This window comes from Deltaproteobacteria bacterium, from assembly GCA_020845895.1.
Lineage (GTDB): Bacteria > Lernaellota > Lernaellaia > JACKCT01 > JACKCT01 > JADLEX01.
In genome coordinates this window covers 12,499-37,875 of the sequence record JADLEX010000057.1, presented here as the reverse complement: position 1 = coordinate 37,875, position 25,377 = coordinate 12,499, and the positions used below count along the sequence as shown (strand labels likewise).

Sequence of the window (25,377 nt, the reverse complement as noted above, 5' to 3'; positions counted from 1 at the left end):
CGTTTCCGATACCATGACGAGGGTCCGAAGCGGACGCGGCGGATTCCCTTGGCACGCCACCGGAGGGCGAGGATGAACGTCAACGGATTGACCGGCTCGCAGGCCGCGGTCGCGGCCGGATCCAAGGACGCGCAACGCATCGAGAAGAAGTCGAAACCCGGCATCGCGGATCAGGTCCGCATCGGGTCGGTCGATCGCGCGCGCTCCCTCCAGGTGGTCGCCGACAGGTCGCTCCAGAAGATTCTGGAGATGACGCAGCTCGCGGCGAAGGAACTCGGCTACGATCTGTCCACCGTGGACACGTCGCCCCAGGCTGTCAGCGGGCGAATCGCGGATTTCGCGATCGGGCTCTTCGGTCTCTACCAGCAGCAGAATCCCGACATGAGCGAGGAACATGCGCTGGTGAGCTATCAGGCGCTCATCAACGGCGCGATCGACCAGGGCTACAGCGAGGCGCTGGGAATTCTGTCGAATCTCGGCGTGAACGACAAAGGCATTCTCGACACCGCCGCGAACACGATCCAAATGGCGCACGACAGGTTCAACAAGTTCATCGAGACGCGCCTCGTCGACCTGCGTTCGGGCAACCCGACCGCCGTCGGCCCGGCGGCGCCCACATCGATCGTCTAAGTTCCGAAACGATGACAAGCGAAGGGCGGGGAACTCCCCGCCCTTCGACGTTTCGCCGGCGACAACGCGCCGTGGTCACACGAAGCTGATGTTGTCGGGCGGTTCGTCGCCGCCCTCGCCGAGCTGCTTCTTCAGGCTCTGGATTTCGGCTTTCACGCCCCGGTAGTTGGCGTTTTGCGCATCGACTTCCTGGAAGGTCGCCAACGCCCGCTTGAGCTTACCCATCGCCTTGTACGCGAGCCCCAGATCCATGCGCACGTCCACCGGATCGATGTCGCCGCCGCCGCGCTCCGTGGCGTCGAGCGTCTGCGACAGGTACTCCGCCGCCTGGTCCCAAGTCTCGGCCTCGATGTAGCACTGAGCGAGCTGGTGCGCGATCTGCGATTCCATCGCCTCGTCGCCGAGCGCGAGCGCTTTTTCGAATTCGGTGATGGCGTCGTTCGTCTGCTCCATCTCGCGGAATGCGATGCCGAGCGCGTAATGCGCCTGCGCGTCCTGCGGCGCTTCGCCGCCGAGCATGTTGCGGAATTCGGAGGCGAGGTCCGCGAGGAAGTCGCCGGGCGCCGCGGAAGGCGCGCCGGCCGACTCGCCGCCGAGCGCGCTGATGAAGTCGTCGAGCATGTCGGTCTCGACGGCGCGGCGCTCGGGAATCGGCGCCGGTGTTTTCTCCGGACCGATCAGGCTGTCGAGCAGCAGTTCTCCGATGCCCTTTGCCTCGTCGCGCGCCGGTTTGCGTTCCTCGAGTTCGAGCAATTCCTCAACGAGGTCGTCTCCGGCAGTGGCTTCTTCGAGCGTCTCCTCGGTCGGCGCGAACAGATCGACGTCGTCCGATCCCGCGTCCGGCCGGTCGAACAGATCCACCTCGTCCGTCGCGAGACCGTCTTCGTGTACGATCTCAAACGACGGTTCCGCGGGGCCCGTCGTCGATTCGAGATCGCCGCCCGGGCGCAATTCGACATCCGGCCACTCCGACGGCGGCGCGGATTCGGGCTTCGCCGACTCGCCGAACAGGTCGACCTCGGGTTCGGGCGCGGAATCGTCCCCGTCGCCGAAGAGATCCACGTCCGCGGGCTCGGCCTGGGGCATGGGCTCGGGCAGGCGCGGTTCCTCGGTCACCGATCCGAACAGATCCACCGGCTCGGCGACGATCTCGGTCGTACGGGCCTCGTCTTCGCGCACCGCGAAAGCGTCCACGCTGAAGTCCGCGGCCTCGGCGGCTGCGGCAAGTTCGCCCTCTTCACCGTCCAGAGTCTCGTCCGCGGGGGCGGACGGCGCGGCGAAGATGTCCACCACCGGCGACTCGACGGCGTCAGCGACGTCGCCTTCACCGGTATCGATGTCGAAGCCCGACTCGACGTCACGCGGCTCGCCGCCCTCGGAGAAGAGATCGATTTCGGCCGACGTGTCCGCGAACGCGGACGACGCGGCGGCGTGCGGTTCCTCCATCGCGGGCTGCCGTCCGCGATCCTCGTCGCTCCACGAGATCGCCACGTCTCCCTGGTCCTGATACTCGACTTCGACATCCTCGAAGATCGCTCCGGCTTCGCGCCGGGCCACCGCCGGCTGGCGGAAGTGGATCGCGTTGACGAGGTTGCGTCCCTCGGGATTCTCCGGATCGAGCGCGAGCACGTCGTCGAGCCGGGCGCGCGCCTCTTCGTATTGCCCCGCGCCCAGCGCTTTTTCAGCGAGTCGCAAGAGGCTCTCGACCTGCGCTTTCTCCTGCGCCGAGCGCATGAACAGATCGGCGATGCGCTCCTTGGCCGCGCCGTTCGTCGGGTCCATCGACAGAATCGCATGCAGATGCTTCTCGGCCGAGTGGTATCGCCGGGCCGCCATGCACTGATCGACGAGACCGATCAGCGCGCCGGCCGCGGCCGCCATGTTCCCCGCGGCCCTGTGCAGTTCGTGAACGCGCAGCCGCGCGGCCTCGTTCGCGCCGTCGAGCGCGACAATGCGTTCGTAGAGCGCCAGTGCGTCTTCCTCGCGGCCCTCGTGCTCCGCGGTCTCGGCTTCGTCGAAGAGGAAGAGCTGCGCTTTGTCGGTCTCGCCCGACGCGACATAAAGCTCCGAGAGCGCTTCGCGCGCTGGGGCGTCGGTCGGATCGAGCTGCAACCGTTGCAGGTAGAGCGCCTCGACCTCTTCGTTTTCGCGAAGCCCGGAATGGATGCGGATGAGCTCGTCGATGCGGGCGCGCACGGCCTCGGTGTCGCCGGCGGCTTCGTGCAGGCGCAGCAGGCGCCGATGCGCCTTCGCGTTGTCGGGATCGATCTCGACCGCGCGCGTGAGCGCCGATGCCTGCGTGGCGACGTCCCCCGCCTTCGCCGCGAGATCGGCGACGGCGTAGAGTTCGGCGAGTGCCTCGGTGGTCTTGCCCTCGCGGGCCAGCACGTCGGCGAGTCGGCCGCGAATCGTGAAGTCTTCCACGTCCCTCTGGGCGATGGCGCGCAGCGCGCCTTCCGCGGCGTAAAGATCGCCGGTCGATTCGGCGAGGTCGGCGAGACGACGCTCGATCTCCGCCACGGCGACGGCGTCGCCCTTCGCCGAGTACGCGTCGCGCGCGATGGCGAGCGCGCGTTCCTCGTGACGGCCCATTTCGAGCAGGGCGTTCGCCGCGCGGATTGCGCCGTCGTGATCGCCTTGCCCAACGAGCGTTCCTGCGGCCCGCAGGTATGCGCTCGCGGCCTCGTCGCCATCGCCCGCGGCGAGCGCGAGATCGGCGAGCCGGACCAGCGCCGGGGCATGGTTGGGATCGATCATCGCGACCTCGGCGAATGCGGCGCGGGCCGCCGCGGATTCGCCGGCTTCGGCGCAGCTTTCGCCCAGGCGCATGAGCGCGTCGGCGGCGCGATCGGCAGCGCCCTGGCGTCGATAGTGATCGCCGAGCCGGCGCAGCGCGCGCGTGTTTCCGTCGTCGAGCGCGAGCACTTCGAGGAGGCGGCCCTCGATCTCGTCCGGGGACATCGCTTCGGAGAGGGTTTCGAGCGATTCGAAGATCGTTTCGATCGCCTCGGCGCGGCGACCTGCTGCGACATAAACGTCCTTGAGCCGGTCCCATTCATCGGGATTGTAGGCGTCGATCGCGACGCACCGGCGCAGAACGGACACGAGCCGGTCGGTGTCGCCCGCTGCTTCGGCGGCGTCGGCCCGTCCCCGCAGGACTTCGATGGCACGAGCGGTGTCGCCTCGGCCGATCGCGAGATCCACGAGCTGCTCGGCCGCGCGGTCGGAGGTCGCGTCGAGACGCAGGATGTCGCGATAGACGGCCTCGGCACGGTCGCTCTGCCTGCCGGCAATCAGCCGCGCGGCATAATCGTAAGCGAATTCGATCGCCTGCTCGGTTCGGCCCGATTCGGCGTAATGGGCGCGGAGCTGGATTTGTGCTTCGCCGTGCACCGGATCGAGGGCGATCACGCGGCGCAGCGCTTCCTCGCGGCGTTCGGGACGACCCGCGTCGTGGGCGTAACGGGCGAGCGACATGAGCCGGTCGATCGCTTCGGGGATTTCGCCGGTGAGTTCGTGCAGATCCGCCAGATCCCACAGGGCGCGATCGTTGCCGGGCGCCGTTTCCAGAATTTCGCCGAGCGCCGCGGCCGCGGCGGCGGTTTCGCCGTCGGCGGTGAGGATATCGGCGCGGCGGAAGAGTTCGTCGATCGCCCCGTCGGTGTCGCCCGATTCGCGGCACAGCGAGACGAGCTCGACGTGCGCCGCCTCGTGGCGCGGGTCGGCCGCGAGGATTCGTCGCAGGGTCTTCCCCGCTTCGTCGGTATCGCCCGCGCGACGCAGCGCGTTTGCGAGGCGAGTGAGCTCGTCGACGGCCTCGTCGGGGCGTCCCGCCTCTTCGAGCAGATCGGCGCGACGGCGGATCGCCTCGATGTTTGTCGGGTCGGCGGATTCGACGCGCGCCAGCGTCGCCAAGGCGCTCTCGATGTCCCCGCGCGTCTGCGCGGCGGCGACGAGGCGGAAGAGTTCGCGCACGGCCCGGTCGGTATCGCCCGAACGCAGGTGCAGGTCCGACAGCAATTCGAGCGCGCCCGCGTGGCCGTCGTCGATCTCGAGAACCGCATTCAGGCGCTCCTCGGCGGCGAATGTGTTCTGACGTTCGATCTCGATCTCGGCCAGTGCGACAAGGTGCGGAATAGTGAGCGCGTCGCGGTCGGTCGCCCGGTAGAGGGCGACGAGGGCGTCGAGCGCGGCATCCGCGCCGGGTTCGACCGAAAGCGCGAAGTTGAGCTGCGTTTCGGCGTGGTCGTTTTGACCGAGACGTGAAAAGAGCGTGGCGAGATCGATGTGCGCGCGCACCTGGACCGCCGCGTCGCCCTGAGATCGGGCGATTTCGAGCAGGTGAGTGAGCGGTCCCGGATCATCGGGAAGCAGCATCGACGCCCGTCCGAGCCAATCGCGCGCGGCGGTGACATCGTTTCCGGCGACGGCGAGATCCGCGAGGGTCTCAAAGATCTTCGCGGCGTCCGAGCCCCGCTCCTGATGCTCGTAGAGTTCGGCCAGTGCCTCGAGAGCCCGCGTGCGATCGGGCGCGATTTGCAAAACGGCCCGGGCATAGCGCTCGATCGCGTCCACGTCGCCCGACGCTTCGGCGAGGTCAATGAGTTCTTCGTAGGGAGCGACGGCTCGCTCGGCGCGATTCGAGGCGAGATAGAGTTCGGCGAGTTCCTCGCGCGCGGCCATGTCCGAGGGGGCCAGACGCACGATCTCGCGCAGTGTGTTTTCGGCATCGGCCGACCGATCCGCGCCGCGGTGCACGGCCGCCATCAGACGCAGCGTCGACACCGCGCCGTCGGTGTTGCCGAGGGCGAGGAGCAACGCCTTGCGCGCCTCGAGGGCGTCGATGCGTCCGGGAACGAGAACGAGCACCTCGTCGATCGCGGCGAGGGCGTTTTCGAGTCGGCCGGCCTTTTCCATGCGCTCGGCGCGTCCGAGCAGCAATTCGAGCGCGCGTTTTTCGTCGCCCGATTCGATGTAGATCGACTTGAGGCGCTCGAACGCCTCGGTGTCCTCGGGACGGAGCTTCAGGACCTTGCGCAGGGCCGTCGCGGCGTCGGCGGTGTTTCCGGCGGCCGCCTGGATCCGCGCGATGGCGATCATCTCGCCCACCGCCGCGTCCACGTTGCCGCTCGCTTCATGCAGTTCGAGGATCGCCCGGTGCGCCGCGAGGTTTTCGGGCGCGAGACCGACGATTTCGCCGAGGTAAGCCAGGGAGGTCGAGTCGTCGCCGCTCTTGCGGGTGGACTCGGCGAGGGCGAGGAGCTGGGCGACGGCCTGATCGGTGCGTCCGGTCGTGACGTACAGATCCTTGAGCGCCAAGTGGGCGCGATCCGCGGCGGAATCCAGCACCAGGATCTCTTGGTACGCGGACTCGGCTTCTTCCGTTCGCCCCTGACGCGAGGCGAGATCGGCGAGTTGGTACAGCCGCGCGAGGGCCTGCTCGCCCTTGCCGGTCTTGCGCAGGAACTCGGCGTGCCGGCGGATGAGCGCGGCGGACGAGGGCGCCAGCGCGAGCGCCCGCTCGTAAGCTTCGGACGCCTTTTCGGGATGGCTCGCGGTCCACGCGTCGGCCAGAGCGGCCAGTTCGTTGGCCGCATCGACCGGGCGATCGGCGCGCTCCAGCAGGTCGGCGAGCGCGAGACGCACCGAGTCGGAGGCCGGGTCGAGGCCGAGCGCCTCGCGCAACGCGGACTCGGCGTCGCGATATCGCCGCGCTTCGGCGGCGACGTTCGCGAGCGAAATCAACTGCGCGATTGCCTCGGCGGGCCGATCGGTCAGGATGTAGAGATCCTTGAGGTGCTCGCGCGCCTTGGCGTGATCGGGGTCGCGGGTGAGCAGCGCATCGAAATGCCGTTCGGCTTCGTCGGTGCGGTTGGCGTCTTCGGCGTCGCGGCCGAGTTTCCACAGGAGCGCCGTGGCTCCGCCGACGTCTTTCCCGCGATCGTACAAACCCAGCAGCGCGTCGGCCGCCTCGTCCGACTCCGGACGCAGGCGCAGGGCTTCGTCGAGCAACGCGCGGGCGCGGGCGCCATCGCCGGAATTCTCCACGACGGGCGCGAGGCGCATCAACGTCGCGAAGGTCTTGTTTTCGTCGCCGGTGCGCCGGTGCAGATCGAGCAGGTCGCCCAGCGCCCCCGGATTTTCGGGATGGATGTCGAGTACGCGTCCGAGGCGATGTTCCGCCTCGCCGGTGTCACCACGTTCAGCGGCGCGTCGCGCGAGCGACGTGTGCATCACGATGGCGCGGTCGGGATTCGTCGCGTGCAGGCGGTCGGCGAGCTGACCGGCGGCATCGAGATCGTCGGGTGCGGCTTCGACCAACACTTCGAGCCAGCGGTCAAAGTCCTCAGAATCGGACTTTCGCGCTGCGGCGACGAGGTCATACAGATGCGCCAATCGCGCGTCGTCGTCGCCCGTTTCGAGCGCGCGGTCGTGCTGCGCCTGGAGCACGACGAGGTCCTCGGGGTGCTCGACCGCGAGGTCATCGAGATAGGTGTCGAAGCGCTCGAGTTTTCCGATATCTTCGCAGGCCATGCGCGCGAGATGGAGTTGATCGCGCGCGCCCTCGGGCGAAAGCGAATCCCAATCGACGACCGGAATTTCGGGCTCGGGCTCGGGTTCCGGCTCGGGTTCCGGCTCGGTCTTGGGTGTGACGTCCACGCGGGCCGCTTCGGCCGCTTCTGGCTCGGCCGCCGCGAACAGGTCGACGTCGTCCGTCCCGGCCTCGGCGCCTTCGGAGAACAGATCGACCTCGGCGTCTTGGGCCTCGCCAACCTCGGGAGCAAACAGGTCCAGGTCTTCATCGGATTTCGCTGCGACCGGCTCGGCGTGATCTTCGAATTCGACCTCGTGGTCTTCGGGCTCGGCGCGATCGACGCGGTGCGCGTCCTTTTCCTCGGCCACGTATCCGTGTTCGACCACATCCATCATCGGGATGTGGTCTTCGGCCTCGTGCGCCTTGGAGTCTTCGAATACGTCCACGGCCTCGGTGGGCGGCGACTCGCCCTCGGCGACTTCCCACACGTCCTCTTCGACGGCATCGGGCACGCTGCGATCGACGCGCGCCTCGTCCACGTCCAGACCCTCGGCGGCGATCCGAGCTGCTTCTTCGCGGTCCGCGAGGTCGAGATCGAGGTCTTCCTCGCCCTCGAGTTCGATATCGACTTCCGCCTCCTGCTCGGCCTCGGCCCGGCGGGCCTTTTCTTCCTCGGCGCGGCGGGCGCGTTCACGCTCCTGCTCGGCGATTTTTTCGCGCCACGCGGCGACATTGGCGAGCGCGGCGACGTGCGTCTCGTCGACCCGCAGAATCTCGATACAGATATCGTGGACCTTGTCCGGACGGCGCGCCTGTTCGTAGAGCGCGATGAGCTGCTGGTACGCCGCGATCGCCGATGCCTTGCGGCCGAGCGCCGCGCTCGACCCTGCGAGAATTTCCAGCACGCTCGCCGATCCGGCGACGTCGGTCTTGAGCGCGGACAGCCGCTGGAGGATCAGTTCGTGCTCGTCCGCCGCCCGGTAGATCTCGAGCAGCGGATGCACGACGCGCATGTCCTCGATACCCTTTTCGAGCAGGCTTTCGTAGAGGCGGCGGACGTCGCCCGTCTCGCCCTGCTTCTCGAAGACGCGGGCGGCTTTGAGAAATTCCGCGATCGCCTCGTTGGCAAAACCTTCCTTCAGATAGCGCTGGCCGAGCTTGAGGCGGCCGACCGCGTTGTCGGGCGACATGTCGATCAGCGAGCGGAAGATGTCGATCGCCTCTTTTTTCCGGCCCGCCTTTTCGTGAATCGCGGCGGCCTTGGTGTACTGGGCGACGACCTCGCCCATGAGCCCCAATTTTTCGTACTGACCCGCGAGCTTGAGATAGACCTCGATCATGTCGGGATCGATCGCGAGGGCCTGTTTGTAGACGGCGACGGCCTTGGGATAAAAGCCCTTCTGGGCGTACGTCTCGGCGACCGTGAGGTACTGGTCGAGGGCGCGCAGTTTGTCCTCGCGCTTGAGGTAGCCGTCGGCGAGCTTCAGCCGAGCGCGCATGTCCTCCGGGTCGTCCTGCACGGATTCGAGCAGGGCCTGGAGTTCAGGATCGATTTTCTCCTTGGGCTTCTGCCGGATTTTCGACAGGAAGGAACCCTTGTTCTTGCCTTTGCTCAAGACCGCCCCCCAACAACATCCGTAACCCCGTCGACCGCCCGCCAGGACTTGTCGATCGAGGTGATGCGATCGCAACCGGACTGCGTCACCACCAACGTATCCTCGATTCGCACGCCGAACCGACCCGGAATATAGATCCCCGGCTCGATCGTGACGACGTGCCCCTCCTCCGCGGTGTATTCCGACGAACCGGACACTCGCGGACTTTCATGAATCTCCATGCCCACGCCGTGTCCCAGGCCGTGTCCGAAGAATTCGTCGAACCCCGCGTCGGCGATCACGCCGCGCGCGAGGGCGTCCACCTCGCGCAGCGAAACGCCGGGACGCAATGCGTCGATGGCGCGATGCTGCGCTTCAAGGACAATATCATACACCCGGCGCATCTCTCCGTTCACGTGTCCGACGCCGATGGTGACGGTCTGATCCGAACAGTACCCGTTGGCCACGCACCCGAAGTCGATGGTCACCATCTCGCCCGCGCCGATGGTGCGATCCGATGCGACGCCGTGCGGAAGCGCGCCGCGCGGACCCGACGCCACGATCGTGTCGAAGCTCGTGCCGCTCGCGCCGGCCTCGCGCATCGCGAATTCCAACGCCAGCGCCACCTGCCGCTCGGTCACACCGGGCCGCAGCATCCCGAGCGCCCGGTCGAGACCGGTTTCCGCGATCCGCGCCGCGCGGCGCATCAGGCCGATCTCGGCCGGGTCCTTGCGCAGACGCAGGGCGTCGAGACGTGTCCCCAATCCGATCCACTCGACTCCCGGCGTTGAGTCGCGCAGCGCGACCGCGCGCGCGACCGGCAGGATTTCGTCCTCGTATCCGACGTGTTCGGCCTTGATGTCGGTGAGAGCCGCCGCGATGTTGGCGATTTTTGCCGGGGCTATCCGATGTTCGAACGCCGGCGCCTCGTCGCGAATCTGCGTCGCGTACCGCGAGTCGGTCAGGAACTGCGCGCGATCACGCGTGATGACGAGCGCGCCTTCAGTGCCCGTGAACCCCGACAGATAGCGCACGTTCACCATGTTCCAGACGACCAGGGCATCGAGCGCCTGATCATCCAGGATTCGCCGGGCATTCGCGACGCGCGTCGTCATGCGGTGGCCGCGTTCAGAACGCCGGCGAGCCAGCGCAGTGCGAGCGAATAACCCTCGGCCCCGAGTCCCTCGACCCGTCCGCGCACGACTCCGGCGATGTACGAGTGCCGCCGGAATTCCTCGCGGGCGTGGATGTTCGACAGGTGCACCTCGACCGTCACGATGCCGATTGCTGAGATGGCGTCGCGAAGCGCGATGGAGGTGTGCGTGTAGCCGCCCGGATTGATGATGAGTCCGTCGGCCTCGCGCCCGGCGCGATGGACCAGATCGATGATCTCGCCCTCGTGGTTGCTCTGCGCGGTGCGGACGGTGAGCCCGAGATGATCGCCGAGCGCGACGAGCCCGTGATTGATCTCGTCGAGCGTGCGCGAGCCGTAGATGTGCGGTTCGCGCGTCCCCAACAGATTCAGGTTCGGTCCGTGAATCACGTCCACTCGGGCCATCACGTTCCCCTTCGAAAGAGCCATCGCCAGAACCGGGACCACCATCCACGCTTTTTCACGACGGCCGTCTCGTCGCCCGGGACGTTGACGGCCACCTGAACGGCGGCGGACGCGGCATTCGCCGGCGGCTCCAGGGGAGTGTCGCTTGCGCGGGCTTCCGGCACCGGCGATGCCGGGGGTTCGGTCGCGATCTGCGTATGTCCGTTGGTCGCCGACATGGTCCACGTCGTCGATGTCTCATTCTGATCGAGGATCGGGATGGGTTGGAGCGGTCTCGGCGCTTCGTCGAAAAAACCATCGAGCCCTTCGGGGGTTTCCACGGCCGTGTCGTCGGCCGCGAGCCCGCGGAACACCTCGGCGAGCGGACGGACGACGAACTCCATTTCGGGTCGCACCGGCGCATCGGGGATCGGCAACTCGATCTCGGGTTCCGGCGCGGGACCGGGCGGCGGTGTCTTTGATGCGGCCGATTCGTCCGTCGGTGTCGTCGGCGCGAGCGACGGTGCGCTCGCCGTGGGCTGCGGTGCGCCCGTGGCCGCCGGTACGGACTGAGCCGGTTTTGGGGCAGCGGCAAGGACCGGGCCGACGGGCGGGGCGGGGACCTCGATGGATTCGGAAGCGCCCTTCGTTTCCAGGCGACGCAGCAGGTTCATCGCCGGTCGGTCGAGCGGATCCTTGTCGAGTCGCCGTCGCAGCACGGACATCGCGTCGTCGACGCGACCGATCCGCGAAAGCGCGATTGCGAGAGAGATCGACGCGACCGAGTTGTCGGGGAGTTTTTCGACGACGGGGGCCAGCGCGCGCACAGCCGGCTCAGCTTGACCCATGTCGAGCAGCGTCAGTCCCAGAGCTTCCTGGATCGCGAGGGACCCGGGATGACGTTCGAGGCCGGTGCGGGCGGTCTGGGCCGCGTCCTCGTGCCGTCCGCTGCGGCGATACGCCTCGGCGAGCTTCGAATACACGTGAGCCGGGGCGCCCTCGGCGATGAGCGCATTGAAGTGTTCGATCTGGCTTTGCAGATCGGCGGTCACCTGTGGGAATCCCCGTGCGCGAGAGCGAAAACGTGAGGCGGCACATCATCATGAGGACCCTTGAAAGTCAAGGGCCGACGCCCTGTTTTCCATGGGATTTCGCCGCGTTTCCGCGCTTCGGGATGCCCTTGGACGCGTCGCGTCACGGCGTGCATCGCGCGCGCAGCGCCTCGATGAACGCATCCGGGGTTGCCGGCGAAACGGCGACGGGGACGCCGGCGCGGCGGTCGATGCGCACCGTCGTCGCGGGGTTGGTGACGTAAGACGAGAAAGAGCCGACGCCCTTTCGCCAGAATCGGCCATATACGCCGTGAAAGCCGCCCGATCCCATGATGCGAATCGTGGGAAACCGCATGAGGCTTGAGTCGGGCGAGACGCCCGCGATCTGAGAGCAGGCGATCGTCACCGACCCGATCGGGCGGTCGATCACGACTCCTTCGCGCGTGATGCGATACTCGCGGGGGTGAAACGCCCACGTGACCGCGAGGACTGCCGGGATGAGCACTCCGAGGGCGATCATCCCTCGCGGCCCATGCGTGAGTCCCTGCCAGGTGAGCCAGGCGCCCATGCCCATGACAACCGCCCAGACGAGAATGGTCACTACGCGGATGGACGCGGAGAGCTCTGCTTCGAAAACGAGGTCGTCGGCGTCCATGTTCGATCCTCCTGCGAACGGAAGTCTATCCGATTCGCCCGAAAAACTCCTTGAGCGATCGATACACGGTTTTCTCGGGATCGGGGTCGGGATGAAGTTGCAGCGATCCACGAAGCTGGATCTCGATCCGCTTCGCAAGTTTGTTCGGCGCGTTCGCCCCGATTTTCACGTAATCGATCCAGTGCTTCAGATCCTCCTCGAGTTTCGCCGTTCGGTCGGCTCGCTTCAGGTGCCCGCGTTCGACGAGAAACGTGGCCAGCGCGCCGCCGGTGGGCGTCCGGCTTTTCGGCGGCTTTCCGGCCGCCGGAACGGACTCAAAGATCGGTTCCCGCTGCAACAGGTGCTCGTGGAAATCGACCGTCCACATCGCGTCCGCGCCTTCCGCGCGCACCTCGCGGTCGTTCGAGACGATCAGCGTCTTCCGACCGAGAGCGACGCTGTCCTTCGCGCGCTCGACGATCACCTCGTCCGCGCTGCGCGGCGCGCACCAGATGACGGTCACGCGCCCGACGCGTTCGATCGAACCGGCGTGGTCCGAAGCGCCGTCGAAAACCAGTTCCCACGCGACATCCGGCGACTCGCGCTCGGCCGCCTCGCGCACCTGCTCGATCAGTCTTCGCCGCGCGGCGGCGTTTCCGTCGCGCTCCTCCGTTTTCGCAAGGCTCGGCGTAGTGCGGATCAGATTCCACGCATCGATGAGAATGATCGCGGCCATGGCCGTTCCCTCGTCCGGCCTAAACCCAGCCCTTTTTCATCAGGAACATCGCCAGCGCATCGAAGGCCCGCGTGGGCAGGAGTTTCGCTGCGAGCACTTGAATCCTGGCGTCCATGCCCACGAGGTAACGGATTCGCGGAAACGGCGAACTGAGCGCGTGCAAAATCGCTTCCGCGACGTGCTCCGCGGGAATTCCCGACGCCTCGGCCTTTTTCACGATGGACGTGATCTGGTCGAGCTCGGCTCCGTAGTACTCCTCCGCCTTTGGGGACATGTTTGCACGAAGCCGATCGGCCTCCGCCAGCGTGCGGTCCCAGATTGGCGTCTTGATGCGCCCGGGTTCCACAATCGACACTTGGATTCCGGCCGAGCGAAGCTCCATGCGCATGGCGTCGGCCATCGCCTCGAGGGCGAACTTGCTCGCGCAGTAGGGTCCGGCGAAGGGCTGGGAGACGAGGCCCGAGGCGCTGCTGACGTGGACAACGCGCCCACGCGCGCGGCGGATCAGCGGCATCGCGGCCTGCGTGACGGCGACGAGGCCGAAGAAATTGACCTCGAATTGGCGGCGAAGATCGTCCATGGGGAGGAATTCGACGGGACCGCCGAGGCCGATGCCGGCGTTGTTCACCAGCCCGAAAAGGCCCGCGTTTCCAACTCGGGTTTCGATGTGCGTCATGGTGGCGGAAATGGTCTCGGGTCTCGTGACGTCGAGAATCACGGGCTCGATCCGATCCTGTCCCTCGGCGCGCCAGCTTTCGGAGTCGGCGTCCTTTCGCACGGCGGCGAAGACGAAAAAACCGAGGCGGGCGAGAAGTCGCGCAGTGGCGCGCCCGATGCCGGTCGAAGATCCCGTGACCAATACAAAACCCTTGTGGGCGGTGTGTTCGTTGTTCGCGGCGGACATGCGTTTCCTCGTTTCGTCGTGGATGGGCGGCGGATCGCGCTCATCATCGCCGGTGCCCAAGTCGAGATCAAGGCACGCGCGCCCAGCCACGGCTGAGCTTCTCCGAAAGAACGTGACGAGGACGGGGCGACTTGGCATCGCCCGGGAAAAATCCGGACGTCCGGTCGATACTTCTTGCCTTTTCGACCTAAGATAACTAAAATGACCATCGTGTTCTGGCGGTCAATCCGCGTTTTAGCGGTCATTCCGCCTCGTCCGGGGATGTGACGGGATTGAGCGGCATCGTGATGAAATCGAACAGCCCAGAGCAAACCGCACGGTCGACAGTCGTGCGGATCTTCATGATACTACCGCAGCTTAGCGTATTCGCTCTCGTGGGCGTGGTGGTGGTTCAGCTCTGCTCCCACAACGCGGCATGGACGAAGTATCTGGGAGTGACTCCGTTTCTCATTCTGTCCATTTGGAGCATCCGGCGTGAATGGCGGAGGCGCTCGTGATCTTCGCCTTCGCCCAGCAGATCGTCGTGGTCCTTCTCCTCGCGCACATGCTCTACTTTCGTCCACACCGCACGTCTCTATGGTTTCTTGGCGCGACGCTCCCGTTCGCGGTCATGTACGACCCGACGATCTACGAGTTCCATCGAAACCCCGGGATGACGATCGGGGTCTTCGATGCCTGGTGCCCCATCGTCAACCTGCTCGGCTTTCTTTTCGTCTATTACGTGTCGCTTTCCATCGCGACGAGCTTCGTTCGAATGCTCCACGAAAGAACAGCCCGGTATTCCGAGTTCGTCAACACATCGATCATCGTGTTCGTCCTGATCGGTGTCTGCATGGAGATTCTGAACGAGAGCCTCGGGTGGTGGGCGCTCAAGGATCCGGACCCGAACGCCTTTGCGTATGTCGGCATGTGGATCTGGCGCCCGGCGATTTCGTTCCCGATTTTTTTCGCCGCGATGATCGAAGACGTCCGGATTCGCCGGCGCATGACGGCGCTCACCCTCCTGCTCGCCGTGGGATGGATGGCGTCCATCCAGGTCGTTCGGGCGATGGGCCTGCCGCAGGTTTACGAAATGATCTGCACCGCGATCATCTTCCTCACACCGCTCTCCGTTTGGATCGGCGGGCGTCTCGGGTGGATTCGCGGGGACATCGCCATCGCGCGGTTGCAGTATCCCGGTCCGCAATTCGTTTTTCGTCGTACCGACCCCTTTCGCGCCGAGCACGCCTGATCGGTGGAGCTGGTTCGACCCCGTCCTTCGTCGACCCAGGCCCCATGGACAACGCCCATGGACAAGGCGCGAAGTTTCTGTGAACCTTTGTCCGGTCCAACGGATATCATGGGGCGCGAGTGGTCCTTCTGGTAGCACAGAATCTCGTCGTGATTCATCTTCTGACGCACGCCATCTACTTTCGGCCCCATCGAACGACACTGCTTTTTCTCGCCTTCACCATCCCGCCGGCCGCGGTGTACGACCCCTCAGTTTACGTCTTCAATCGCGCCGCCGAAGCGGACCTGCTCGACGTCTGGCACGGCGGAAATGTCCCGCTTTTCTCGCTGTTTGGATTCTTTTTCACGTTCTATTTGGCCCTGACCATCGGGCTGTCCCTCGTACGACGTCCCGGTGAATCCGACGTGTCCTTCGGACGGCTGCTCGCCGCGTGCGTTGTCGTGTTCGTGGCGTTCGGTGTCTGCCTCGAGACGCTCAACTCGTCGCTTAAATGGTGGACGCTCCAGTATCGCGGGAACGTCCTCGGCTACCTGGGCATGTGGTACTGGCGCCCGGCGCTGGCGTTTCCGCTCCTGTTCAGCCGCCTGCTTCCGGTTCCCGTCCTTCGCCGACGCGCCTTTCGCGCGTCGCTCATGTGGTGCTGGATTTTGATCTGGGACTCGTTGCTTCTCGGCCCCCTCGCCGGTCCGATCTGGCATGTTTTCATGATAGCCATGACATTCGCCGCTCTCGCCTACGTCGCGCACAAATTCGGCGACCACCCGGACCTGCGCATTCCCCTCGACGCACTCGTTTTCGATCAGCCGCAGTGGATTTTCGGAAGAGCGTCGACCGTGAACTAACGAGCGGTTATTGACACGTTGCCCGCATTTGGCCGACGATCATCCCAACAACATCAGCGATTCGTTCGACACTCGCGCCCAACGGAGAACCGCCATGCGCCGATGCCTTCTGTTTGCCCTGCTCCTTCTGGCCCTGGGTTTGTTCGCAGGATGCTCTTGCGGCGACGACGATGACGATTCGTCGAGCGGCGACGATGACGGCGGCCCCGTCGAGGCCGTGGATTCCTTCGTCGGCCTCGTCGCGAACGCGGTGGCTGAGCATGGCGTGGATTCGGGTTGGCAGGCGATGATCTTCGAAGAACCGCTCGGCGCGGATGACGAGGTCGCGCCGGCCGTCACCGCCGAGCCGGAGGCGTCGCCCGGCGACGACGACAATCCCGACGCGCCGCCGTCGGAGTCCGCCAAGTCGGCCAAGGCCGATGGCGATCGGTGGTTCGCGTTCGTCGATCTCGATCCCTTCGCGCAGTTCGCGCATCCCGTTCTTTACGTTTCGGCCGATCCCGCGAGCGGTGAGGTCACGGTCGAGGAGCAGAGTTGGTGGCCGAATGTCAACGGCACGTCGATTTATCTGAGCGACAAACCGGTGCTGCGTGTGTACGCGCCGGCGAACCCGGCGGCGGAGTCGATGCCCGCACCCGCGGATGCGAAGGAATCGTTCGGACGCGTCCTCGCGATGCTGTCACTCGATCACTCGGCCAATACGGTCTCGGTGCGTTTTGGTGTGGAGAGTTCCTCCGTTCCCTCGGGCGCCACGGTGCTCAACGCCGTCGTCGATAACGACCGGAGCGGAAGCTGGGGCGAGGGCGGGCGAGGCAGCGAGTGGATCGCGCAGAATGCCGCGATCGACACCGCGTCGGCCGCTGAGGGCTGGGTCTGGACCGACGCCGCGACGCTCGGACTGGATGCGGACAACAAATTCGGATTCGAGAACTGGACGCGCATCGCGCTGGATTCGTCGGAAACCGGATCGTCATGGGATGGCTCGGGCGACCACGCCGCCGCGGGCGACTCCTACTTCAATTTCCTGCCGTGGGGCGGACCCGGGTACGGCGAGGACGAAGATCCGACTTCGGTGCTCGGTCCCGATGAACCCGCCATGTCGCCCATCGAAATGTCTTCGATCCCGCCCAAGGTGGCGGGCGTGACGACCTGCTCGCCGGATGGAGCGAGCATCCCCATCGAGCGAAAGGCCTTGGTCATCAATCTCGGCGACGCGCCGGGCAAGAGCTGGATGCAGCGCAATGGGATGCGCGCGAAGATGGGCTTCGACCTCATCATGGACGACGGCGCGGCGACGCTGCTCGACCGTCCGACGTCGGCCGAAGCGCTCACGGCCATCGAGAACTTTCTCGCGGGCATGAAATGCATGGACGAGTTGTGGATTTACATCACGGGTCACGGCGAGGAATCGCAGGGCGCGATTCACGTCGCGAACGGTGATGGCTGGCTCGAAGCCTGGCGTGTGGCGCAAAAGCTCAACGCGCACGTCAACTGCCCCAAGGTGATGGAGTACAGCCAGAACCAGTGCCGGCAGGCGGGATACTGCGACCTCAACATGATCGTCCAATCCTGCTATTCGGGATGGTGGCGCGAAAACACCGGCGAGAACGGGCTTCGCCGTTGGGGCGTGAACATGCTGACCTCCGCGAGCAAGGACAAAACGTCGTACGGAACGACGGACGGCGACGGAAGCGAAGTCAGCAACATGTTCTGGAACGGCTTCTTCGAAAACGAGGCGGACAAGATTGCGAACGGCGGCAACGCCGACGGCCACGTATCGCCCGACGAAGCCATGAACCACGCCGCGACGAAATACGGCGGCCCCGCGAGCGGCTCGAACTACTCCAAGGGCGCGAATTGCAACTGCCACTGCGAGCAGCGCGGCTGGCTGTGGGCCGATCCGCTGTGGGATCTGCGTTACTACGAGGACAAGGCCGAGCCGCCCTACAAGGGCTATATGGATATCGACTTTTACGGCATCCGGCAGACGGAGACCGGCTACGAAGTCGAGATCACGTATGCCGAGGACCTGAACGAAGAAGGCGAAAGCGACGAATTCATCGAGTACTATGCCGTCTTCGACGCCAGCACGGATTGGACCAACGAAACCGCCGACAGTCCCACCTACGGCGGCGATGTCGTCTACATCGTCAGCTACCAGTACGGCTCGTACGGCATGTTCCGATTCGATCGCTCGCTCGGCGCGTGGAGCGCAACGGCGACGACCGCCACATTCGCGATCGACGGCAATGTGCTGACAATGACGATCGATCAAGCGGAATCGGCGCTCGAAATCGGCGAACCCGTCACGTGGCGCGCGGCGGTGTGGTCGCGGGATCCCAGCGACCTGAGCTTCGGCGACACGACGGACCCGGGCGATTTCACGCCGGAGGCGGATGTCATTTCGTGCGTTCTGTGACGGACTGAACGCACCGAACATCCCGAAATCCGCGCCCGCGTCGTTGACAGCGTCGGACGCGATGAGCATGCTCTATCGCCCGAAACACCCGGTAGAAACGGTCGATGAGCGATTCCGTCAACGCGCTGCCCGATCACATTGCCGTCCGTCCCGACGGGCCCGATTCCCCGGGCTCGGTGGGGTGGACGCAGCCGTTGCGGGTGCGCCTCGCGGATGAAACCCGACCGCTGCCCCTCGAGTGCGGCGAGTCGCTTTATCCCGTCGATGTCGAGTATGAAACCTACGGCACACTCTCGCCCGCGCGCGACAACGCGATCCTGATCACGCACGCGCTTTCCGGCGACGCACACGCCGCCGGATGGTGCGCGAATTGGCAGGCTGACGACCGGCCCTGGCGCGCAAAACGCCCCGGCTGGTGGGACGCGATGATCGGCCCCGGCAAGCCCTTCGACACGAGCCGCTACTTCGTCATCTGTTCCAACGTGCTCGGCAGTTGCTACGGCACGACCGGTCCGTCGTCGATCGATCCGCGCACCGGCAAGCCCTACGGCATGCGGTTTCCCGTCGTCACCGTCGAGGATTGGGTGCGGCTTCAGGAGCGTCTCGTCACGCACCTCGGCATCGATCGGCTCGTGACCGTGTGCGGCGGAAGCCTTGGCGGGCAACAGGCCATCGAGTGGGCGCTGGCCTATCCCGACCGCGTGCGCTCGGTGATGGTGCTCGCGGCGACGCCGCACCTGATGGCGCAGGGCGTGGCGTTCAACTTCGCCGCGCGCAACGCCGTAATCTCCGATCCGAACTTTCGCGGCGGCGATTATTACGGCGAGCCGGAAGGCCCCGATCGCGGTCTCGCGGTCGCGCGCATGATCGGGCACATCACCTATCTGTCCGACACGTCGATGACGAGCAAGTTCGGCCGGCGGCTTCGCGAAAAGGATGTTCCCGGATTTCAGATCGAAGTCGAGTACGAGGTCGAGAGCTATCTGCGTCATCAGGGAGCGGCGTTCGTCGAGCGTTTCGACGGCAACTCGTTTTTGTACATCACGCGGGCGATGGACTACTTCGACGCGGCCGAGCACGGCGGCGGCGATCTGACGCGCGCGATGTCCAAGGCCCGATGCGCGTGGATGATCGTGAGCTTTTCGAGCGACTGGCTCTACCCGCCGTCGGGCAGCATGGCGATCGCGACGGCGCTGGCGCAAAACCGCCGCCTTGTGACCTATGCCAACCTCGCGTCGCAGTACGGCCACGACGCCTTTCTGCTCGAAACCGAGCGGCTCTCGCGGCTCGTCACGGGATTTCTCGCCAACCTGAACGGTGGCGGCGAATGATCGACCGCGAAGACAAAGCGCTCGCCGAGCTCGGGCGGATACACCACCCCGCCGGAGCGCTGCGTCTGCCGCCCGCCGAGCCGTCGGACACGGTGGAAATGGTGACGGGGCGCGTACCGGCCGACCGATGGGACCACGAACTGATCGAGCGGATCGTCGCGTCGGGCACCAGCGTGCTCGATTTGGGTTGCGGCCGCGGCAGCCTGCTTCACGCGCTGCGCGTCAAGAAGGACGTGCGCGGGCAGGGGGTGGAGAAGGACCCTGAAAAGCTCATCGAGTGCGTCGCACGCGGCGTCCCCGTGATCCAGGGAGATCTCGACGCGGGGCTTCTGGCCACGTTCCCCCGCGACGCGTTCGACTACGTCGTGCTCGAGATGACGCTTCAGACCGTGAAAAACCCGCGCGACATCATGCTCGAAATGCTGCGCGTGGGGCGTGTGGGCGTGGTCAGCTTCCCCAACTTTGGCCACTGGCGCGTGCGCGAGCAGCTCCTGCGCGACGGGCGCACTCCGGTCACCGAAACGCTACCGTACCACTGGTACGACACGCCGAATATCCGCGTGCTCACGATCCGCGATTTCGAGGAGTTTTGCTCGGGCAACGCGATTCATGTGCTCGACCGCTACGTGCTTGCCGGCGGGCGTTATCGCCGCATGGCGCCGACCGACAACGTGGTCGCCGAGGAAGCGCTCTACATCGTGTGCGGCAACGAGTCACTCACCGAGGTCGCCGACGGCGGCGGGATCTGAATCTCACGCGCCCAGAAGTTTGCGGCGCGTTTCGCCCGTGAAGTTGCACGAATAGCAGAATCCGGCGTTCTCTTTTTTCACGGGCGTGATGATAAACATGAACCAAGGTACGAAGATCGACATCGCGACGGACGGCCACGGGTCGTCGGCGCGGTGGATGTCGGGGATGTGCGGCTTCGGCGTGAAAAAGGTGAGCGCCCGCCGCGCCCGCGCGAGCCATCCTCGCCCGGGAAGCAGCAGCATGAAAAACCAGATGAGTTCGACGAAGAGCGTCTTCGTCCGGACGCCGGCCCGCGCCGCGGGGCGCGAACCGCTTCGACGTCCCCCGGCGATGTCCAGGTAGATCGAGGTAAAGTCCACCCCCGCCGCGCGGCCGGTCTGGTACGCGGGCGTCGGTCGCGGATTCGCATCGATCAGCCACGCCTTCTCATCCCGGTCCAGGATGACGTCCATGCCGATGAATCCGTGCCAGCCGAGCCCGCTCACGAAACGTTCCGCGAGCCGCTCCGCCGCCGGCTCGATCGTCGTCTCGCGGTAGAACGCGGTCCCTCCCGTGTCCGGAAACGACATGAGGGGGCGATAAGCGAGAAACGCCGCGAGCGTGCCTCGATCCGCGAGACCGAGCGTATAGACGAGTCGCCCCTCGATCTTGGGTTGCACCACCGGGCGGCGGTGCGGCGGCACGTTCAGGAAACGAATCGTCCGGGCGTACGTCTCGATCAGTTCGTCCGGGCCGTTTACGACGGCGAGGCCAAGGCTGTTGTTCGCGTCGGGCATTTTGATGATCGCGGGGTAGGGAAGTCCCCCGGCGAGTTCGCGCAACTCATCGTCGGATTGCGGCTGGGCCGTTTCGGGCACCGCGATCGCGAGGGCGCGCATGGTGTCGGCAAGGCGCGTCTTGTCGTGAACGCGCATCATCGTCTCGAAATCGGGGACGACGAGCGACGTGAATTCGCGCAGTTCGCCCGCGATCGCCGCGACGACGAAAATTTCCTCGAAGCAGGGAAAGACGAGGTCGTACCCGCCGCCACGCAACTCGGCACGCAGCCAGTCGGCCCACTCGCGCGGGCGCTCGGTCATTGGGGGCGTGATCCGGCGTTCGGCGGCGAAACGGGAGTAGAGTCCCGGGGCGAGCCGCGTGCAGTCGGCGGCGATGACCGTGCATCCGCTCTCGCCGAACTGGCGGATCGCGTTGAGCGCATGCGGCGTGCGCGCGCTGGTGATGAGGACTTTCAAGCTAAACCCGCGAGAAATCCGCAAAGATCGGCCGCGAACGCATCTGCGCGGGCGTGACATACATGCCCGTGTTGCCGGGCACGTAATACATACGGCTCACCGACGACGTGCGCACAAACGGCTCCATCAGCCGCCGATACGGATCGTTGTCGGCGAACGATCCCCAGACCATGTGATAGCGGCGCGTGCGGCGCACGCGGTTCATCAGGATCTTCAGCATGGCGACGAGGTGGTCTTCGTAACCCGGACTGCACCAGAGATGCTTGAGGAACACCGAACGCATCGGCTCGTTGAGGCGCGGCGGGTCGGCGGCGGGAACGATCGACTTGATAACGTGCGCCGCCGCGATGCCGAGACGCACCTTGAGCGGCCAGCGCGTCGTCACGTAACGGCGTACGTTCCAGTCATCCCACAATCCGGCGAGCGCGACGATCCGCCCGAACAGACGCACCACGTGGATGTGTTCGTACCCGTACCCCTTGTGCGCGGCGAGCATGCGATCCCAGGTGTCGCCATCGAGGACGGGGGCGAGGTTCATGCCCGAGTAATGCTCGGCGAGATGCCCGACAATCTCGTCGCGATCGGCGGTCGTCGCCGTTTCGACGCGCAGGTGCTTCGACTTGCGGTAGGGGACGTACGGCGAGAGCTGCGACAGCTCGATCTCACAGATCGGCAAGCCGGTGAACCACTCCACACCCTTGCGCGCGCTGCCCTCGGCCTTTTCGTTGCCGCGCAGAATGTAGAAAATCGTGAAGTCGGCGGGGCTGGCTGGATAACGCGCGAGAAACTCCGCGGCCATCTTCTGGGCGAGACCGCGCCGCTGAAAATCCCCGTACACGCGTCCGTCCTCGGGCCGTGCCACAACGACGCGTGCGCCGCCGCACCAAGCCTCCTCGCGGGCGATCATCAGCACGCCGACCACACCGCGCCCGGTCTCGTCGTCCTCGGCGACCATCGCCGCCCACGTGCCGCCGCGATATTCGCGGTGCTGGGCTTCGTCGACCTCGAACGCGCCTTCGCCGAAAAGCCGGTAAAACGCGAAATAGTCGGGGGAGCGATCGATGGCGACGGAGACCTCGCCGACCATCGGCGTTTCGCGGGACAGGCGGCACAATGCGTCGTTGTCGAGGGGGGAAACGGGACGAATCTTCATGGAAGGTCTCCGCGCGGATACTGGCAAAAAGCGTGCGACGCGTCAAAACAAATCTTCGCGCGGTTCCCGAAAAACCGGCGACCACTTGAAAAATTCAGAGATTTGGGCTTGTGTAGTGCGCCAACCGGCCCGAGACCGACCGGGCCCCATTGGGATTTTCCACGTCGGCAACGCCCATGAACGTGAGTTCGGATGTCGAAAGAAGAAGCCATTGAAGTGCCCGCGAAGGTCGTCGAGGCCCTGCCGAACGCGATGTTTCGGGTCCAACTCGAGAACGGACACAACGCGCTGGTCCACCTGACCGGCAAGATGCGCAAGTTTCGCATCAAGATCATTCCCGGCGACGAGGTGACCGTCGAGCTGTCGCCCTACGATCTGAGTCGCGGCCGGATCGTCTTCCGCAAACGCTGACGCGTTTCGTCCGTTCCCTCCGATTCGCCCGCCCGCCGTTCGAGTGCGACCCGCGGCACGAATCTATAGTCAAGTCCGCGTCGTTTGTTGCATAATATCGCCCGGTTGGGGGTGGGACTTCCCGCCTTTTCGAGAGCATCGGGTTCGAAAGGACGACGAATGAATCGTCAGCAACGTCAGGCTGCGCTCGCGCTCGCGCGAAAAATCCTGCCGCCCGACGAGTTCGAACGCGCGGTGAGCATGGAGGTGAACGACGCCGGATTCGGCTACGACGCCTTCGGCCTCGAAAAGGAAACCACCGTTCTCGCGCTGGCGGTGCTGCGTTACGTGTACAAGTACTGGTTCCGCGTCGAAAGCCACGGCGCGGAGCACGTGCCGTCCAAGGGACGCGCGCTGATCGTGCCCAATCACTCGGGAGTCGTGCCCATCGACGGGGTGATGATCGCGGTCGATCTCGCGAACCGGATGAAAAAACCGCGCATCGCCCGCGCGATGGTGGACAACTTCGCGGGGTTCCTGCCTTACGTGAATGTGTTCTTCAATCGCGTCGGTTCGGTCATCGGCGCGCGGCGGAATTTCTCCGATCTGTTGGAACAGGACGAACTGGTCGTCGTGTTCCCCGAGGGCACCAAGGGCGTCGGCAAGCCGTTTTCGCGGCGGTATAACCTCGTTCGCTTCAACGTCGGCTTCATCGAACTCGCCCTGCGGCACCGCGCGCCGATCATCCCGACGGCGGTGATCGGAGCCGAGGAGCAGGCGCCGCTGCTGTTCAACATCCGGCCGATCGCGCGGATGCTCGGCTTCCCGTATTTTCCGGTCACGCCGTTTTTTCCGCTCCTCGGCCCGCTCGGGGCGATCCCGTTGCCGGTCAAGTACCACATTTTTTATGGACCGCCGATCGAGCTGTTCCACGAATACGGGCCGGAGACGCTCGACGATCTGGAGAAGGTGCGCATGCTCGCCGACCGCGTTCAAATGGTCGTGCAGGACATGATTATCAAGGGACTCGATCAGCGAAAATCCGTCTTTGGTTTCGGGGAGTAGCCGCCATGCCAAACCGCGACCAGAAATTCAACGTGCTCATCACCGGGGTGTCGACGTCGATCGGCCGCCATCTGGCTTCGCACCTGTGCGACGACAAGCGCGTGGGCGTGGTGCTGGGCGTCGCCCGCGACGAGAAGCCCTACTACTTCAACGACCTGCCCTCCGACCGGTTCATCTACCGTGCGTGCGACATCCTCAAGTACCGCGAGCTTAACAACCTGTTTTTGTCGCGCACGTTCAAGGAAGCGCAGATCAACGCCGTCGTGCACCTGGCGTTCAAGACGCGCATCTCGCACGCCGAGGACGTGCACGAGCTGAACGTCAACGGCACCAAGGCGCTGCTCGAACGCTGCATCGCGACGCAGACAATCCAGAAGTTCATCTTCAAAAGCTCGAACACGGTCTACAAGCTGCGCCCGCACAACCCGGTGTTCATGGACGAAAACTCGGATCTGAACTTCGACACCGACGTGGACCAGTGGATCAAGGACCGCGTGGACGCGGACATGATCTGCCGATCGTTCATGGACAACAAACACATGAACATCGTGATTCTGCGGATGAGCAACATCATCGGGCGCAGCGTCGGCGGTCAGTTCAACGCCTATTTCGACTCGCCGGTCATCTTCAAGCCGATGGGGTTCAATCCGCTCATCAACCTGCTGCACATGAAGGACGTGATCCAGGCGATCCGGCTCGCGGTCTTCAAGCGCGGCGCCCACGGCATTTTCAACATCGCGGGGCAGGACACCGCGCCGATCACCACGATCGCCGAACTCGCGCGCTCGCGGGTGGTCAGCCTGCCCGAACCCGTGCTGCCGCTGGTCAACTGGGTGCAGCGCAAAATGGGGATGACCACGTACTACTATTCGGTGGATCGCGAGCGCCAGAAATACACGGCGCTCATGGACATCGGAAAGGCCGAACGGGAACTCGGCTACAAGCCGACCGGCCGCGTCGAATTCTGATCGGGCGTCGCGCCGAGTTCGGCCAGAAATCCGTCCAGCACCGCCATCCCGGCCTGGGCCGCCGCGTCGCCCGCGGCCATCCGTCTCGCGAGCGCGGATTTGCGAAAGCGGATTTCGTTCGCGAGAATCTCACCGAGCACGCGCACGCGGTCGTTGGTGAAGTCACGGGCGACAGCCAGCCGGTAGAACTCCATAGCGCGGTCGAGGTCGTCGGTTTTGAGCGCGGCGAGCGCCTGCCCGACGTAGAAGCCCGCGGGGTAAAGCCCCCAGCCCTTCGGAAGGCGTGTCGCCACTTTCAGGGCGATAATCGCCAGCGCGTGGACGATCACGACGCGCGCCACCGTTTCCGGCATTGAGATGGGGCGAACTG

At 65.3% G+C, this 25,377-nt stretch carries 19 protein-coding genes; 9 read left to right on the top strand and 10 right to left on the bottom strand.

Going from position 1 to position 25,377, the window contains the following annotated elements; genetic code table 11:
* Positions 1-72: 72 nt before the first annotated feature.
* Positions 73-630, top strand: a complete 558-nt coding sequence (locus IT350_07795) for a DUF5610 domain-containing protein (GenBank protein ID MCC6157941.1) — start codon at positions 73-75, stop codon at positions 628-630.
* A 75-nt stretch (positions 631-705) separates the two neighbouring features.
* On the opposite strand, the gene IT350_07790 is transcribed toward IT350_07795, so the two are convergent.
* The 7 genes from IT350_07790 to IT350_07760 all read right to left on the bottom strand — a co-directional run bounded on the left by IT350_07790 (position 706) and on the right by IT350_07760 (position 13,713).
* Positions 706-8,781, bottom strand: coding sequence for a tetratricopeptide repeat protein (locus IT350_07790; protein MCC6157940.1), 8,076 nt, complete (start codon positions 8,779-8,781; stop codon positions 706-708).
* Positions 8,778-9,875, bottom strand: a complete 1,098-nt coding sequence (locus IT350_07785) for an aminopeptidase P family protein (GenBank protein MCC6157939.1) — start codon at positions 9,873-9,875, stop codon at positions 8,778-8,780. Before IT350_07785 ends, IT350_07790 begins: the two co-directional genes overlap by 4 nt.
* Positions 9,872-10,318, bottom strand: coding sequence for a type II 3-dehydroquinate dehydratase (gene aroQ, locus IT350_07780; protein MCC6157938.1), 447 nt, complete (start codon positions 10,316-10,318; stop codon positions 9,872-9,874). The genes IT350_07785 and aroQ overlap by 4 nt, the downstream gene beginning before the upstream one ends.
* Positions 10,318-11,349 carry a tetratricopeptide repeat protein gene (locus IT350_07775; GenBank protein MCC6157937.1) on the bottom strand — a complete coding sequence of 344 codons (1,032 nt, stop codon included), beginning with the start codon at positions 11,347-11,349 and terminating at the stop codon, positions 10,318-10,320. Before IT350_07775 ends, aroQ begins: the two co-directional genes overlap by 1 nt.
* Before the next feature lie 142 nt (positions 11,350-11,491).
* The gene (locus IT350_07770; GenBank protein ID MCC6157936.1) at positions 11,492-12,004 is read right to left on the bottom strand and encodes a hypothetical protein; all 513 of its coding nucleotides are present in this window, start codon (positions 12,002-12,004) and stop codon (positions 11,492-11,494) included.
* A 25-nt stretch (positions 12,005-12,029) separates the two neighbouring features.
* Entirely contained in the window at positions 12,030-12,719 is a 690-nt protein-coding gene (locus tag IT350_07765; protein ID MCC6157935.1) for an NYN domain-containing protein, read from the bottom strand.
* A 19-nt stretch (positions 12,720-12,738) separates the two neighbouring features.
* Positions 12,739-13,713 carry an SDR family oxidoreductase gene (locus IT350_07760; protein ID MCC6157934.1) on the bottom strand — a complete coding sequence of 325 codons (975 nt, stop codon included), beginning with the start codon at positions 13,711-13,713 and terminating at the stop codon, positions 12,739-12,741.
* Positions 13,714-14,101: 388 nt separating this feature from the next.
* Here IT350_07760 and IT350_07755 point away from each other — a divergent pair, with 388 nt between their 5' ends.
* The 5 genes from IT350_07755 to metW all read left to right on the top strand — a co-directional run bounded on the left by IT350_07755 (position 14,102) and on the right by metW (position 20,195).
* Positions 14,102-14,854, top strand: coding sequence for a hypothetical protein (locus IT350_07755; protein ID MCC6157933.1), 753 nt, complete (start codon positions 14,102-14,104; stop codon positions 14,852-14,854).
* A gap of 119 nt (positions 14,855-14,973) precedes the next feature.
* Positions 14,974-15,696, top strand: coding sequence for a hypothetical protein (locus IT350_07750; protein MCC6157932.1), 723 nt, complete (start codon positions 14,974-14,976; stop codon positions 15,694-15,696).
* A gap of 94 nt (positions 15,697-15,790) precedes the next feature.
* The gene (locus IT350_07745) at positions 15,791-18,115 is read left to right on the top strand and encodes a hypothetical protein (protein MCC6157931.1); all 2,325 of its coding nucleotides are present in this window, start codon (positions 15,791-15,793) and stop codon (positions 18,113-18,115) included.
* Positions 18,116-18,219: 104 nt separating this feature from the next.
* The gene (locus IT350_07740) at positions 18,220-19,446 is read left to right on the top strand and encodes a homoserine O-acetyltransferase (GenBank protein ID MCC6157930.1); all 1,227 of its coding nucleotides are present in this window, start codon (positions 18,220-18,222) and stop codon (positions 19,444-19,446) included.
* Positions 19,447-19,544: 98 nt separating this feature from the next.
* Complete coding sequence (metW, locus tag IT350_07735; GenBank protein ID MCC6157929.1) at positions 19,545-20,195, top strand: methionine biosynthesis protein MetW; 651 nt, start codon at positions 19,545-19,547, stop codon at positions 20,193-20,195.
* 3 nt (positions 20,196-20,198) lie between these two features.
* Here metW and IT350_07730 read toward each other — a convergent pair whose 3' ends face one another.
* The gene (locus IT350_07730) at positions 20,199-21,431 is read right to left on the bottom strand and encodes an ATP-grasp domain-containing protein (GenBank protein MCC6157928.1); all 1,233 of its coding nucleotides are present in this window, start codon (positions 21,429-21,431) and stop codon (positions 20,199-20,201) included.
* Position 21,432: 1 nt separating this feature from the next.
* Positions 21,433-22,584 (bottom strand): hypothetical protein, encoded by a 1,152-nt coding sequence (locus IT350_07725; protein ID MCC6157927.1) that lies wholly within the window; start codon positions 22,582-22,584, stop codon positions 21,433-21,435.
* Positions 22,585-22,776: 192 nt separating this feature from the next.
* On the opposite strand from IT350_07725, the gene infA reads away from it, so the two are divergent.
* The 3 genes from infA (at position 22,777) to IT350_07710 (ending at position 25,007) form a co-directional block, all read left to right on the top strand.
* Complete coding sequence (infA, locus tag IT350_07720) at positions 22,777-22,995, top strand: translation initiation factor IF-1 (protein MCC6157926.1); 219 nt, start codon at positions 22,777-22,779, stop codon at positions 22,993-22,995.
* A 159-nt stretch (positions 22,996-23,154) separates the two neighbouring features.
* Positions 23,155-24,039 carry an acyltransferase family protein gene (locus tag IT350_07715; protein ID MCC6157925.1) on the top strand — a complete coding sequence of 295 codons (885 nt, stop codon included), beginning with the start codon at positions 23,155-23,157 and terminating at the stop codon, positions 24,037-24,039.
* 5 nt (positions 24,040-24,044) lie between these two features.
* Entirely contained in the window at positions 24,045-25,007 is a 963-nt protein-coding gene (locus IT350_07710; protein MCC6157924.1) for an NAD-dependent epimerase/dehydratase family protein, read from the top strand.
* On the opposite strand, the gene IT350_07705 is transcribed toward IT350_07710, so the two are convergent.
* On the bottom strand, positions 24,977-25,348 hold the full coding sequence (locus tag IT350_07705; protein ID MCC6157923.1) for a hypothetical protein: 372 nt from the start codon (positions 25,346-25,348) through the stop codon (positions 24,977-24,979). The two genes, IT350_07710 and IT350_07705, sit on opposite strands and share 31 nt — an antisense overlap.
* Positions 25,349-25,377 lie beyond the last annotated feature (29 nt).

Excerpts from the sequence above, each read along its gene's own strand:
- IT350_07795 (MCC6157941.1), top strand. The coding sequence starts at position 73 with ATGAACGTCAACGGATTGACCGGCTCGCAGGCCGCGGTCGCGGCCGGA.
- IT350_07785 (MCC6157939.1), bottom strand. The coding sequence starts at position 9,875 with ATGACGACGCGCGTCGCGAATGCCCGGCGAATCCTGGATGATCAGGCG.
- aroQ (MCC6157938.1), bottom strand. The coding sequence starts at position 10,318 with ATGGCCCGAGTGGACGTGATTCACGGACCGAACCTGAATCTGTTGGGG.
- IT350_07770 (MCC6157936.1), bottom strand. The coding sequence starts at position 12,004 with ATGGACGCCGACGACCTCGTTTTCGAAGCAGAGCTCTCCGCGTCCATC.
- IT350_07765 (MCC6157935.1), bottom strand. The coding sequence starts at position 12,719 with ATGGCCGCGATCATTCTCATCGATGCGTGGAATCTGATCCGCACTACG.
- IT350_07755 (MCC6157933.1), top strand. The coding sequence starts at position 14,102 with ATGGCGGAGGCGCTCGTGATCTTCGCCTTCGCCCAGCAGATCGTCGTG.
- IT350_07745 (MCC6157931.1), top strand. The coding sequence starts at position 15,791 with ATGCGCCGATGCCTTCTGTTTGCCCTGCTCCTTCTGGCCCTGGGTTTG.
- IT350_07740 (MCC6157930.1), top strand. The coding sequence starts at position 18,220 with ATGAGCGATTCCGTCAACGCGCTGCCCGATCACATTGCCGTCCGTCCC.
- metW (MCC6157929.1), top strand. The coding sequence starts at position 19,545 with ATGGTGACGGGGCGCGTACCGGCCGACCGATGGGACCACGAACTGATC.
- IT350_07725 (MCC6157927.1), bottom strand. The coding sequence starts at position 22,584 with ATGAAGATTCGTCCCGTTTCCCCCCTCGACAACGACGCATTGTGCCGC.
- infA (MCC6157926.1), top strand. The coding sequence starts at position 22,777 with ATGTCGAAAGAAGAAGCCATTGAAGTGCCCGCGAAGGTCGTCGAGGCC.
- IT350_07715 (MCC6157925.1), top strand. The coding sequence starts at position 23,155 with ATGAATCGTCAGCAACGTCAGGCTGCGCTCGCGCTCGCGCGAAAAATC.
- IT350_07710 (MCC6157924.1), top strand. The coding sequence starts at position 24,045 with ATGCCAAACCGCGACCAGAAATTCAACGTGCTCATCACCGGGGTGTCG.